The organism is Bacillus sp. FSL E2-8887 (assembly GCF_038007205.1).
GTDB lineage: Bacteria > Bacillota > Bacilli > Bacillales > Bacillaceae_G > Bacillus_A > Bacillus_A mycoides.
Genome location: NZ_JBBOWS010000001.1, coordinates 614,248 through 628,911, shown reverse-complemented (window position 1 = coordinate 628,911; position 14,664 = coordinate 614,248). Strand labels below are relative to the sequence as shown.

Annotated in this window: 6 protein-coding genes; 2 read left to right on the top strand and 4 right to left on the bottom strand. The window is 36.4% G+C overall.

The genetic code is table 11. From position 1 onward, the window contains the following. The first annotated feature begins 164 nt into the window (after window positions 1-164). The gene (locus tag NSQ08_RS02965; RefSeq protein WP_137076415.1) at window positions 165-770 is read left to right on the top strand and encodes a DedA family protein; all 606 of its coding nucleotides are present in this window, start codon (window positions 165-167) and stop codon (window positions 768-770) included. A 246-nt stretch (window positions 771-1,016) separates the two neighbouring features. On the opposite strand, the gene NSQ08_RS02960 is transcribed toward NSQ08_RS02965, so the two are convergent. The 3 genes from NSQ08_RS02960 to NSQ08_RS02950 form a co-directional block, all read right to left on the bottom strand. Further along, entirely contained in the window at window positions 1,017-4,100 is a 3,084-nt protein-coding gene (locus NSQ08_RS02960; RefSeq protein ID WP_340771342.1) for a Cna B-type domain-containing protein, read from the bottom strand. A 599-nt stretch (window positions 4,101-4,699) separates the two neighbouring features. Next, window positions 4,700-6,256: a fatty acid--CoA ligase gene (locus NSQ08_RS02955; RefSeq protein WP_340771341.1), complete on the bottom strand. Its 1,557-nt coding sequence runs from the start codon at window positions 6,254-6,256 to the stop codon at window positions 4,700-4,702. Between the two features lie 271 nt (window positions 6,257-6,527). Further along, entirely contained in the window at window positions 6,528-8,018 is a 1,491-nt protein-coding gene (locus NSQ08_RS02950; RefSeq protein WP_340771338.1) for a coproporphyrinogen III oxidase, read from the bottom strand. Between the two features lie 250 nt (window positions 8,019-8,268). Between NSQ08_RS02950 and NSQ08_RS02945 the strand changes: the two genes are divergently transcribed. After that, on the top strand, window positions 8,269-9,972 hold the full coding sequence (locus NSQ08_RS02945) for an S-layer homology domain-containing protein (protein WP_012260394.1): 1,704 nt from the start codon (window positions 8,269-8,271) through the stop codon (window positions 9,970-9,972). Window positions 9,973-10,073: 101 nt separating this feature from the next. Here NSQ08_RS02945 and NSQ08_RS02940 read toward each other — a convergent pair whose 3' ends face one another. After that, window positions 10,074-14,426: an MSCRAMM family protein gene (locus tag NSQ08_RS02940; RefSeq protein ID WP_445685391.1), complete on the bottom strand. Its 4,353-nt coding sequence runs from the start codon at window positions 14,424-14,426 to the stop codon at window positions 10,074-10,076. Window positions 14,427-14,664: the final 238 nt, after the last annotated feature.

Sequence of the window (14,664 nt, the reverse complement as noted above, 5' to 3'; positions counted from 1 at the left end):
AGCAAAGAGCTATATTAAGTATGATATCACTCACGAGTGGTTGTCAAAAAATCATACTAGCTTAAATCCTCCAGCCAAACTCTTCTACTACTATTGTTTCAGTTCGATTAGCGTGAAAAAGAGGAAGATGTGTAACAACTTCAATTTAAAAAGGAGCGCACAACATGGAATGGATTCACGAATTATTTCAGCAATATGGGTATTATGTAGTACTTATTGGATTACTTTTAGAATATATTGCTCTTCCGTTTCCAGGAGAGCCAACATTAGCCTATGCAGGATTTTTATCACATCAAGGTGATTTAAGTTTACCAATTTTAATTATTTTATCCTTTATTGGGACAAGCGTAGGTATGACATTCCAATACTTTTTAGGAAATAAACTTGGCATGCCTTTCATTCAGAAATACGGGAAATATGTATTTTTAACAGAACGAAAAATTAATTTAACGAAAATGTGGTTTGATAAATACGGGTATTTTCTAATCTTTATCGCCTTTTTCATTCCAGGCGTCCGCCACTTTACAGGATACTTTGCAGGAATTATCAACTTACCGTTTCGCCGCTTTGCGATGACAATTTATTCAGGTGCCCTATTTTGGGTATCCTTCTTCCTAATCGGTGGTTACTGGTTAGGGGAAAACTTAGAAGATATATTCATCGTACTTGAACAACACATTTGGAAAATTATCTTCGGTATTATTATCATTACGCTAATCACCCGATTTCGTAAAAAAATAAAGCATGTGTTTATAAAAAATCTAAATTAAACGTGCAGCATGTTATTAAAATCGTTCATCCATAAACATTATCCAGCTTAGCTGATTACGCAAATAATAAAGTAAAACTTTAATCAGTAGGGGGTTACGGGCAGTTATCTCCCACCTAACTTCCTCACACTCGCCGAATTTCGAGGTGGGAGTCTTACTGCCCGTTAATGCGGGATAAAAAAAGCGGAGACCCATAGTCTCCGCTTTTTTACATACATATTGTTTCCGAACTAACTCTCAGGCTCATTAATTTTTTTTACGTCTAAATAACATCGCTCCAAAAATTAATGCGAACATACCTGCAATAATAGAAGTAGCTTCAGTTGATGCTCCCCCTGTTTGAGGAAGTAATTTTGATTGCTTATTATTTTCTTTACTAGTTGGTACTTCAGATTTATTTTGTACATCTTGTTTACTTTGTACTTCTACTTTATCTTGTACATCTTGTACCTTTGGTGTTTCCGGTTTGTCTGTTACCTCTGGTTTCTCTAATACATTTGGTTCCTCTGTCACCTTTGGTGTTTCCGGTTTTAATGACTCTTCTATTTCTTCTGTTGTTTCTTCTTTATTTTCTTCTTCCTCTGGTGTTACTAAGATCTCCGGTTTGTCTGTTACCTCTGGCTTCTCTAATACATTTGGTTCCTCTGTCACCTTTGGTGTTTCCGGTTTTAATGACTCTTCTATTTCTTCTGTTGTTTCTTCTTTATTTTCTTCTTCTGGTGTTACTAAGATTTCCGGTTTGTCTGTTACCTCTGGTTTCTCTAATACATTTGGCTCCTCTGTCACCTTTGGTGTTTCCGGTTTTAATGACTCTTCTATTTCTTCTGTTGTTTCTTCTTTATTTTCTTCTTCTGGTGTTACTAAGATCTCCGGTTTGTCTGTTACCTCTGGTTTCTCTAATACATTTGGCTCCTCTGTCACCTTTGGTGTTTCCGGTTTTAATGACTCTTCTATTTCTTCTGTTGTTTCTTCTTTATTTTCTTCTTCTGGTGTTACTAAGATCTCCGGTTTGTCTGTTACCTCTGGTTTCTCTAATACATTTGGCTCCTCTGTCACCTTTGGTTCTTCTGGCTTTTCTTCTTTCAAGTCTTCTGTTGTTTCAACTTGTTCTTGCTCTTCTGTTGGTTTCACCGACACTTCCGGCTTTTCTTTCACCTCTGGCTTTTCAAGCACATTCGGCTCCTCTGCCACCTTTGGTTCTTCCGGTTTTTCTTCTTTCAAGTCTTCTGTTGTTTCAACTTGTTCTTGCTCTTCTGTTGGTTTCACCGACACTTCCGGCTTTTCTTTCACCTCTGGCTTTTCAAGCACATTCGGCTCCTCTGTCACCTTTGGTTCTTCCGGTTTTTCTTCTTTCAAGTCTTCTGTTGTTTCAACTTGTTCTTGCTCTTCTGTTGGTTTCACCGACACTTCCGGCTTTTCTTTCACCTCTGGCTTTTCAAGCACATTCGGCTCCTCTGTCACCTTTGGTTCTTCCGGTTTTTCTTCTTTCAAGTCTTCTGTTGTTTCAACTTGTTCTTGCTCTTCTGTTGGTTTCACCGACACTTCCGGCTTTTCTTTCACCTCTGGCTTTTCAAGCACATTTGGCTCCTCTGTCACCTTTGGTTCTTCTGGTTTTTCTTCTTTCAAGTCTTCTGTTGTTTCAACTTGTTCTTGCTCTTCTGTTGGTTTTATCGACACTTCCGGCTTTTCTTTCACCTCTGGCTTTTCAAGCACATTTGGCTCCTCTGTCACCTTTGGTTCTTCCGGTTTTTCTTCTTTCAAGTCTTCTGTTGTTTCCAACTTACCTTCTTCTTCTACTTCTGTTGCTTCCTGTATCTTTATATTCGTAATATCATATCCATTAACTTTCGATTGATATCCCGCTACTGGATGCTCGTTTACTGTGTACGTATAGACATTACCGTCATTATCATATGCAGGTATATTTGCAAATGTATAATTCCAACCTTTTGCCGCTGTCACGTCTTGTGTCTGGATTACGTCACCATTTTTCAGTAAGTCTACTTGAATCGTGCTCGGACGATCTGTTGCATTGTTATCATTCCAAGTCTTCGTTCCTGAAATGGATGTCGTTTTCACCTTATTTGGAATCATCAACTTTACACCTTTTTGAGCAGTTGCATCAACTGTAAAGTCGAATTTTTTTTGAGGATCAAAATCCACATATTTTGGAGCTTTAATCTCTGTTACATAGTAATTTCCTGGTTCTAAATTAGAAATTTCAACAATACCTTCTGCACCCGTTGTATACGTATCGCCAATTTGTTCACCCGATTCCTTATACAACTTAAACGTAACATCTGGGATGAATTTTGTATTATCTCCTTCAATGTGCTTCACAATTCTTAGCGTACCTTTAGGTGGTAAATCACCTTGTGCACCGCCACCTGCGTTTATATTTTTAACCCATGCATTCTTTGAAACAGTTACTGGCGGCTGATTTAAAATCTGGTAATCAATTGTATAATCATTATAAAACTCATCTTGATTCATTCCGCTATCAGTTATAATCGAGCTATATCGAATACTGATATCCTTACCATTTACCTGATCCTTATAACCTCTAAGGGAAAAAGAGTTACCGTTAAGCGTAATCGTACCATAACCTTGATCGATAAATTGTTGCGGAGTTACACCCGTATTTCCGACTATTATAATAAATCCTTCCTGCTTCAGCGTTTGACCTGATTGTAAAGTATCAGTCAAAACAATATCAGCACCTAACTGTTCCTTGTTACTACTAGTGTTTACATTCAACTCCCATTTCACCTCATTGGGAGCGTCTGGGTAAATTTCACCTGTTTTGTAGATAAATGATGACGGACCCGTCGATTCTGTGGGTCCTTTAATTGTTACCCTTTGAGTTGCTAAACTTGTGCCTAAATTTGTATCAACTGGTATGGTTTGATTCATTCCTACATTACTAGTTGCTTTAAATTCAAAATACAAATAACCTCTAATATTTTGAAGTTTCTCAACCATATCATTAAATGCACATACCACATTCTTTGATGTTACTTGGCAAGTACCAAAGCTAACACCTGTATCATTCTGTAAATCAATCTTTTTACTATATCCTGCTAATTCTGCCGGTAGCGTTAATGTTACTGTGTCTCCAGCCTTCATTTGATTTCCAGATTTATCACTAAAATCTACTCTTATTCCCGATCGTTCTCCATAATTTAATTCCGTTTTGTTGAATGTAAAACTATCAACAAATCCTGTTGTGTTTAATTCTTGTGCATGCCCTATGATAGGTGTAAAAACTTGTCCAATAATAACAGTAAAAATAAAACAGATTACAGATATTCTTTTTAAATATGTACTCATAAAGCCTCCAATTCTAATTCTCACATTTTTCTGTTGTGGAATCTTTCCCACCTTAAAAAAGGTTACAACTAAAGAATATTTGCAGCATCAAACTATCTTTAATCATGCAAAACAAAGCAGTAAACAACACGATTCATTAACCATATTGTTCCTTTCTACTTCTTGTTTTCCGCAGCCAACAATAAATATTAGTACTAATAAAAACACATTACAAGACTGTTCATTTACATATTAATTTGTTACTATATTCATGCTACCAAAATATACTAAATGACCACTTCATTCATACGGTCATCTGATGACTGACTTTCTTTATCTTTCAGCGATAATTCTCCTCTAATAAATTTATTCCACTCTTACTAAATTTATTATTTTAACATCTATAAAATCCACCTAAAAAGTTCACAAAACCCTTATTTAAAGCGGATTACATACATTTATAAGCAAAATGCAATCTCCTAAAAGATATTTTTATATAAGAATAAAGGAGAGTTTAAATAGAAGATACACACCATTTTTTCAATCATTTCCAAAAAAATAAAGCTATCTTTTCTTATTAAAAAAGATAGCTTTATTCGTATAGACAACTGCTCTACTCTCTATTGTTTTGCGCCTTTTAACGACTCTCTCAGGACAAATTTTTGTAATTTTCCACTCGCATTACGAGGCAGTTCATCCACAAATAAATAGTGACGTGGACGTTTATAGTCTGCTAATTCATCACTTTCTTTACAATATATTTCTAAATCTTCTTCTGTAATCGCTTCATCTTTCTTTACAACAACAGCCACGACACGCTCTCCCCATAGTTCATCTGGCTCACCAAGTACTGCAACATCTAATACACCAGGGTGACTATGAAGAAAATCTTCAATTTCGCGAGGATAAATATTTACGCCACCGCTAATTACCATATCATCAACGCGGTCTGCAACGAATAAATAGCCGTCTTTATCGAAGTATCCTAAATCACCAGAATGATACCAGCCTTTATACATCGATTTTGCATTTGCTTCTTCTCGGTTATGATATCCAGCCATCATAGTTGGACCGCGCAAAATAATTTCCCCTACTTCATAAGGAGGCAACATATCATCTGGCTCTGCTGGTCCATCTTCGTTCGGTTTCACAATTCGAATTTCATGGCTAAAGCACGGTGTTCCTGCTGAACCAGCTTTCGTAATTTGATCCTCTTCTACGAGAAACGCAACAACTGGTCCCATTTCTGTCATTCCGTAAATTTGGACAAGATCAATATAAAGGCGCTCTTTACATTCCTTCACTAGCGCCGGTGCCATTGCAGCTCCGCCGTATACACCGATTTTCATTGAAGTTAAATCATACTTAGTTAGGTCTTTTTGCAGTAACATATTCCACATCGTCGGTGCTGCAAAAAACGTCGTAATCTTCTCTTCTTGAATGGTATGTAATACTCTATCCGTATCAAAATGATGTAAAATAACATTCTTTCCGCCAACTTGAATGCGCGGTATGATTCCAGCATTTAACTCGCCGCAATGATATAAAGGTGCTACCACAAGCCCGGCGCTATCCCTGTTATATTTTATGAAATACGTACAAATCATACTATGCTCAGCCATATCACGATGGCGATGTAGTACGCCTTTCGGATAACCAGTCGTTCCGCTCGTATAAAGCATAGAACAAAAATCCATTTCATCGACTACAATATCTACTTTCTCAGCTGATGCTTCATTTACTTTTTCATGGTAAGAACTAGCATAGGAAGGTGCATCGTCTTCCACGTACCAAAAAGACGAATTTGGAAAATCTCGTTCAATCATAGTAACTGTTGATTCGACTGCTTTTTCAAAGACAACTACTTTCGAGGCTGCATCTTGGAGGATATACGATAATTCTTTTGCTTTTAAGCGGAAATTAATTGGATTGAAGATCGCGCCAATTTTCGCACAGGCTAAGTAAACGTTTACAAATTCACGACAGTTATATAGGTAAACAGATACACAATCTCCCTTTCTTACTCCTTCTTTCAATAGAGCTTGCGCCGTTTTATTTATTTGCTCATCCCACTGTTTATATGTCCAACGAATATTTTTTTCTGGTTCTACTAACGCCTCTTTATTCGGATATTTGCCAACTGCCAAATCAAAAATTCTCCCTATCGTCATGTACATGCCAACAATTTCCCCCTTTTCTCTTTCATAAATCTATCATTTCGTCTATAAGTAGACATTGTCCTCTAATAATCTGACTAATTTTTCTGATTATTATCGACATAGTTTTACATATAGACCGTTTGATGGTAAATGAAATTATATCGGCGATTTTTTGAATATATCGAACGCAACTCAATTTATATCAGCTATGTTTCGAATATATCGACTTACCGACAAAAACTGACAATATAAAAAGAGGCTGTTCCAAACCGGAACAACCCCCTTCTTCTTACACGAATAGCTCTTCTAAAATTTTCAGTTTATCTTCTGTATATTTCACGAAGCCATCGTTATATGATTTTGGATCTTTCGGATTCGCAAAGTGTGTAATTGCTCCTGTTTGTGGGTGAACAAATTTACTTGATGCCCCGCAACCAAGTCCGATAATCGATTGTACTTCTTCCATAATAACAATATTGTAGATACTTTCTTGCGTCGGTATTGCATACCCAACGTTTTCTAAGTTACCTAAAATATTTTTTTGACGATATAAATAGTATGGTACGTAATTATGGTTCTTCGTCCACTCTTCCGCCTCATGCATCATCGCAGTAATTTCTTCGCGACCTGCTACTTTATATTTACGTTTGTTTTGCGTCATTTCAGAAGCACGTTTAAATGATAACGTATGAACTGTTAACGATTCTGGCATTAACTTTTCTGTTTCATCTAACGTATGCTTAAAGATGTCTAATCCTTCACCAGGAAGACCAATAATTAAATCCATATTAATATTGTTCATTCCCATTTCACGTGCTAAATGATACTTCTCAATCGTTTCTTCTACAGTGTGATGACGTCCAATTGCTTTTAGTGTTTCTTGGTGGTATGACTGCGGATTAATACTAATACGGTCAATATTCCATTTATTTAACACTTCTAGCTTTGCTGGTGTGATCGTATCTGGGCGACCTGCCTCAACTGTTACTTCACGTACATCTTTCACATCAGGGAAAGCTTGGTACATTTCTTCATACAACATATCCATTTCTTCTGCTGTAATACTCGTCGGTGTACCGCCGCCGTAATAAATCGTCGTAACTGTAACACCTTTTTCTTTTAAAAACTTACCAATTTCACGAACTTCATAATGTAACCCGCCTAAGAACGAATCAACTGATCCTTGGCGTCCGTTAATTGCATAAGCCGGGAACGTACAGTACGCACATTTTGTAGGACAAAACGGAATACCGATGTAAATACTTACTTCTTCTTTCAAACGGTATAAATCCGGAACAACCGCTAATTGGCAATCAACAATACGCTGAAGAAGTTCAATTTTCTCTTCATGAATTAAATAACTTTCACGAAGTTCTTTATGCGCTTCTTCTTTTGACATACCATTTTGAAGCAGTTTGTGAAGAAGTTTCGTTGGGCGTACCCCAGTTAATATTCCCCAGCTCTGTTCAAGTCCAGTTAGCTGTTGAAGTACAGAAAGATATACGTAAGAAACAACATGTTTCACTTGCTTCATACGTTCTTTTTCTTCTGTGAAAGCAGATAAATCTTTTGCGAATGTTTCTTCATATACATTTCCGGTTGCAACATCTGTTAAACGAGCCGTTGCTGTCACATTACCTTCTATCTGTATATCAACGATAAGATTTGCTTCTTCTTTCTCAAACCCTATCGTGCTCTCTTCAAAAAATAAACCGCCAATATTTTGTAGCGGACGTAAAAAACGATCATCTTGTAACGTTTTAATTGAAATTAACAACATTATCACCTTTTCATTTGCAAACTCTCTTTAGTTTACTTGAAGGGCGTTTGAAGGTCAATACAGAAGGTTTTACCTGTTTCTCTTACATTTTTTCAAATAATTCTTTTTATGAATATCGCTCATGTATATAGACATCATGATTTTCTCTTGTTAAAATTTATTAGTACGAAAATCTATACATAGTGAAAATACAATATATAAAGGAGGAATGTTAACACTAGATTCCATAATCTAATGTGTTAAAAAAAATATGAAAAAGAAATTTTATAGTGTTTTAACTCTCTCTCTTGCATTACAAACTGTTCTTGCACCTACTTATTCATTTGCAGAGAGTGCTGAAAAATCCGCCGAAGTATATACGGAGGATCAAGTTTTTAAAAGTATCAAAGAGCATGTGAAAGAGCATAGTACTCATGAAGAAGATATCGAGGTTACTGGCCAATTCCTACTATACACATCAAAAAAACATTCATTATATACCGCGAATGATTTAAAAAACAAATCGAATATCGAGATTACAGAACAAGTCGTAACGGCGACAAAGAAAAAAGGGAATGCATACTACATAACAACTCCAGCTGGCGCTGGGTGGATAAATAACAATGATAATAGCTTAGAAGTTCAAGAGATTCATAAACTATCTAATCAAAAATTAATTGTGAAAGAAGAAGCTTCCATACATTCATTACCATTCCAAACGTTTAAAGAAGAGGGTAAACTACAGCCTCAAGTAATTATTCCTACTGAACAAGCAGGAAATTGGTTTAAAGTCCAAATAAATGAAACATCAAAATGGATTTATGCACCTTCTGCTACATTTGAAGGTACAAAAGCTTCATTATTAAAAAACGGTCGTTCTGCTAAAAGTAGTTTATTGAGAGCTCCAGCTACTCTACAAACAAACAATATTTATGGCGTTACATTTAAAGAAATGATTGTCCCAAAAGGAAATGACGATATTCGCCCTGGCTACGCGATGGTCCCTAAATATATTACGATTCACGAAACGGCTAATCCAGCGAAAGGTGCCAATGCTCTAAATCACGCAAAATTCTTAGATAGTCAAGCACGCGGAACAGCTGATCGCGCCGCATCTTGGCATTTCACAGTAGATGATAAAGAAATTTATCAACATCTTCCAGTAAATGAAGTTGGATGGCATGCTGGAAATAAAACTGGAAACTATGAATCTATCGGAATTGAAATTGCCGTTAATCAAGATGGAAACTATGAAAAAGCGGTAGAGAATGCCCGTAAATTAGCAGCTTATTTAATGAACGAATTAAATATTTCTCTAGATAAGGTCCAAAAACACCAATTTTGGTCAGGAAAAAATTGCCCTGCGTATATGATTCAACGCGGACAATGGGATGCTTTCTTAAAAGGAACTGAAACATACTATAAGGAAAACCGAAAAGATCCAGTAACTGATGACATTACAGGTGGATGGTATGAACAAGACATTCGTCAATTAGCAGCTAGAGGCATTATGCAAGGAGAAGGGAACGGCAAGTACTTCCCAGAACGTCTTGTAACGCGTGCTGAATTTGCTACATTAATTACTCGTGCTTTACAATTACCAAGTGGAAATGCTAATTTCACAGACTTAGAACAAGTACATCCATCTTTAAGAGACGGTATTAATCGTGCAGCAAGCGCAGGCATAATCCGCGGACGTGGTGATAATACCTTTGATCCAAATACTACAATTACACGCGAAGAAGCTGTTATTATGATTGATCGTTCTCTAAAACACGCTGGTATTTTCGCAAAACCAGTTGAACTACCATTCGTAGACCAAAACTTAATTTACGCTAAAGAAGAAGTACAAAGAGTGTATGGATATGGAATTGTAAAAGGTAACGAATTTAATCAATTCGTACCAAAAGGACCATCACAACGTGCTCACGCAGCTGCATTTATAAACAGAATGCTTAACGTGATTGAAGCTTAAAAACATTTATAACTAAATATAGATGTTTTTACTTTAATCCTTCTGTATTAACCTAAAAGGCAAAAGAGATAATATTATCTCTTTTGCCTTTTATACATCTATTAACTATTTTTAGTCATAAATTTTAAACGTATTCCTAATAATAGAAGAACAACACCGAAGAATGGAAGATAATTCATATCATGCCCTGTAGCTGGAAGTTTTTGATTGTTAGAACCGCCTTGTTCTTTTTCTGGTAAGTTAGGCTTTTCTACTTCTTCGCCTGGGCTTTCTGTTCCTTCACCTGGCTTTTCTATTCCTTCACCTGGTGTTCCTGTTTCCCCACCTGGTTTTTCTATTCCTCCACCTGGTGTTTCTGTTCCTTCACCAGGTGTTTCTGTTTCTCCACCTGGTGTTTCTGTTCCTTCACCTGGTGTTTCTGTTCCTTCACCTGGCTTTTCTGTTCCTTCACCTGGCTTTTCTGTCTCTCCACCTGATGTTTCTGTCTCTCCACCTGGTGTTTCTGTCTCTCCACCTGGTGTTTCTGTCTCTCCACCTGGTGTTTCTGTCTCTCCACCTGGTGTTTCTGTCTCTCCACCTGGTGTTTCTGTCTCTCCACCTGGTGTTTCTGTCTCTCCACCTGGTGTTTCTGTCTCTCCACCTGGTGTTTCTGTCTCTCCACCTGGTGTTTCTGTCTCTCCACCTGGTGTTTCTGTCTCTCCACCTGGTGTTTCTGTCTCTCCACCTGGTGTTTCTGTCTCTCCACCTGGTGTTTCTGTCTCTCCACCTGGTGTTTCTGTCTCTCCACCTGGTGTTTCTGTCTCTCCACCTGGTGTTTCTGTCTCTCCACCTGGTGTTTCTGTCTCTCCACCTGGTGTTTCTGTCTCTCCACCTGGTGTTTCTGTCTCTCCACCTGGTTTCTCTGTCTCTCCACCTGGTTTCTCTGGACCTTTTCCTGTTTCTTTTTCATTGGTAATTTGAAGCTTTATAACTTCTACTTTCTCATTAGAAATCGTAAATTCAATTCCCTTATCAGATAAATTATATCCTTCTGGAGCCTGGACTTCTTTTAAAACGTAATCTCCTGGTTCCAGTTTCTTCGAAGTTGCTTTACCATTTTTATCTGATGTTAATGTGTCTATTTTTATTCCATCTTTCAGAATTTCAAACACTGCACTTTCTAATTTTTTCTCTGTATCATTAGCATCTATCTTTGTAATTTCTACTTGACCTGTGATTTTTTCTTTCACTTTTTCATTCAATACTTCTTGTTTTACTACTTCATTTGCTACAACATTTACTTCCACTTTTAATTCTACCGCTTTGTAGCCTTCCGGCGCTTTCGTTTCTTCTAACGTGTACTTACCTGGCACTAAGTTTTCGAATGTCACAACACCATCTTTATTCGTTGTTTTCGCTTCTCCAACTACTTGACCAGTTTCGTTTTTCAGTCTGAATTCTGCGCCTTCTAGAACTTTTCCACTCTCTGCATCCTTTTTGATTACTTGTAAGCTTCCTAGTTCTTTCGCATTTTCTACTTGTACTTGTACTACTTTGTTTGCTTCCACAACGACTTCAATTTCTTCTTTTAACAACTTATATCCTTGTGGTGCTTTCGTTTCTTTTAATGTATACTTTCCTGGTTCTAATTTCGTAGATATTACTTTACCTGTTTTATCTGTTCGTAACATCTCTACTTTCTTACCATCTTTATACACTTCAAATTCTGCGTCTGATAAAAGCTTCGTTTTATCGTTTGCATCTACTTTTACGATTTCAAATTGACCAAGGCTCTTACTATTCGTTACTTTTACATCAACAACTTTTTCACCGTCGACTGTTACATGAATTACTTGTTTTGTTAACTCATAACCTTCTGGTGCTTTTGTTTCTTCTAACGTATACTCACCCGGTACTAGTCCTTCTACTTTAACCGTTCCAGACTTATCTGTTGTAATTTTTTCTTTTACAACATTTCCTTTAGCATCTTTCAATGTAAATACTGCGCCTGCTAAACGTTCCGCTTGATCTTTATCATCTGTTTTAATAATTTGTAGAGAGCCCAAGAGTTTTTCATTTTCTGCCTCTACTTTTACTACTTCTTTCTCATTTTGAATTGTTACTTTCCATTCTTTATTTGAAATCTTGTAACCTGCTGGTGCTTTCGTTTCTTTCACTGTGTATTCACCTAATGGTAATTTCGGTAACATCGCTTTTCCACTCTCATCAGTTTTCAACTCTGCTACCTTTTTACCATCTTTATACACAGTAAATTCTGCATCTGATAATAGCTTCGTTTTATCATTCGCATCTACTTTTACGATTTCAAATTGACCCAGAACTTTTTCGTTCATTACTTCCTGTTTTACTACTTCATTTGCTACAACATTTACTTCCACTTTTAATTCTACCGCTTTGTAGCCTTCTGGCGCTTTCGTTTCTTCTAGCGTGTACTTACCTGGCACTAAGTTTTCGAATGTCACAACACCATCTTTATTCGTTGTTTTCGCTTCTCCAACTACTTGACCATTTTCGTTTTTCAGTCTGAATTCTGCGCCTTCTAGAACTTTTCCACTCTCTGCATCCTTTTTGATTACTTGTAAGCTTCCTAGTTCTTTCGCATTTTCTACTTGTACTTGTACTACTTTGTTTGCTTCCACAACGACTTCAATTTCTTCTTTTAGTAATTTATATCCTTTTGGTGCTTTCGTTTCTTTTAACGTGTATTTTCCTGGTTCTAATTTTCCAGAGATGACTTTACCTGTTTTATCTGTTCGTAACGTATCTACCTTTTCACCATCTTTATACACTTCAAACTCTGCGTCCGATAATAGCTTCGTTTTATCATTCGCATCTACTTTTACGATTTCAAATTGGCCTGTAGCTTTTTCAGCGATTTTTTTATTCAACACATCTACAGTCACTGTTTTATTAGCAGCTACATCAACACGAACTGAGCTAGATGATAGTTCATAACCTTTTGGTGCTTCAACTTCTTTTAATGTATATGTTCCAACTGGAAGTTGTTTTGATAAAGCTGCACCTTTACCATCTGTAATAATTGTTTCAACAACATTTCCATCTTTATCTATAACATCAAATTTTGCACCTGGTAGAAGTTGACCAGATTCACTATCTTTTTTCAATAATTTAAATTGGCCATTCTCTACTTTTTTCGTATTCTTCATAACAATTTCAATTACGTTTGTACTATCAATTGTTACTTTTACTGGTGTATCAACTTTTATATATCCTTCTGGTGCACTTATTTCTTTTACAAAATAGTCACCAAGTGGTAAATCCTTGATTTCAGCAATACCCTTTTCATTCGTTGTAACAGTAGCCACAACATTATTATCTTTGTCTATAACATCAAACTTTGCGTCTTTTAAAACAATATTTTCATCATTTGCATCAACTTTTTTAATTTGTAAGTTTCCTTTTTCAACTACTGGCTTATTCCACTTTGGCCAATTAAATTTAAAGTTATGAACCTCAAATCCATCTCTTTGGTGTAATCCTCCAACATAGGCTTGTCCGTTAATAGAACCACCTTTTGTCTCTACAACAGCATTAGGCGCAAACACACTACCTACTACACCATAACCTTTAGTTGTTATCTTTGTAGCATTAGGGAACACCCAAATGACTTTACTAGCTAACTCAGTAAAAGCTGAATTAGGGTCATATGCTTGAGATGTATTAATTAAGTCTGTTGCCATCCCAGTATTTCTCGTATCGTACAAAATTGCACCGCTACCAAAATTCACTTCTTCTGCGTCTGAATAAATAACAATAAAGTCTTTGTTATTTACATTCGGAAGATAAACATCTTTTACATCAAATATTTTCTTTCCTGTTAAGCCTGAAGAAACGTAAATATTAGGGTTGTTTACATCTTCACCGATTCCAAAGCTCATATTAGGTTTTGGTTTATCAGTATGTAATTGACTCGCATCTCCAATTACACCATCAACGTCTTTTCTAAATTCTTTGAACTTGGCATCAATCTCTGCTTGCTCTTTATAAGAGATACGGTCATAAGATGATTTCATTGCACCTTCTGGGTCGCCATCTTTTGTCATCGCCACTGTTCCATCTTGGATAATTACTTGTCCTGTTCCCGCTTTCGTAAATTGACCACCTAGTAATAATGATGGATATCCTTCATCTTTCCATGTTGCTCCAGCTAAGTTGTTTGCTCCAGTTGCAGCCGCTACGACTGTATAACTTGATGCGTTCATGTTCTTTTGAACAGCCATTGCACCCTCAATATCCGCACTCGTTGCACTATGATCTCCAAAAATGATGGCGTTGTAATAAGATACATCACCTAAACCTTTTAATTCTGTTGTAGCTGCCTCTGCTTTAAATGGTAAATGGATTAAAAAATTCATACATATTAGTAATACAACTATAAAACTACTACTTACTTTTTTAAATTTTTGATTAAATGATTTCCTCAAGAAATTCATTCCCCCTTTTAAACTTCCTAAAACCACAAAAAGAAGTACATTTCGTATGTACCAAGTCTTACTCACATTAACTTAAAATAATCCATTTAAATAAAACAAAGAAACTCTACAACTCATTAATAAAATTACTACAATCCATTTTTGAGATAATACGTGAACTAAACTAACATGCGGAAGTGTTTTTTGCGTTTGGAGCTCAACAAAATTAACCTGGAGAATATTTCATATGGTGTAACTA

What these genes read in the sequence shown, in the direction of transcription:
- NSQ08_RS02965 (WP_137076415.1), top strand. Translation starts at nt 165, where the DNA reads ATGGAATGGATTCACGAATTATTTCAGCAATATGGGTATTATGTAGTA.
- NSQ08_RS02960 (WP_340771342.1), bottom strand. Translation starts at nt 4,100, where the DNA reads ATGAGTACATATTTAAAAAGAATATCTGTAATCTGTTTTATTTTTACT.
- NSQ08_RS02955 (WP_340771341.1), bottom strand. Translation starts at nt 6,256, where the DNA reads ATGTACATGACGATAGGGAGAATTTTTGATTTGGCAGTTGGCAAATAT.
- NSQ08_RS02950 (WP_340771338.1), bottom strand. Translation starts at nt 8,018, where the DNA reads ATGTTGTTAATTTCAATTAAAACGTTACAAGATGATCGTTTTTTACGT.
- NSQ08_RS02945 (WP_012260394.1), top strand. Translation starts at nt 8,269, where the DNA reads ATGAAAAAGAAATTTTATAGTGTTTTAACTCTCTCTCTTGCATTACAA.
- NSQ08_RS02940 (WP_445685391.1), bottom strand. Translation starts at nt 14,426, where the DNA reads ATGAATTTCTTGAGGAAATCATTTAATCAAAAATTTAAAAAAGTAAGT.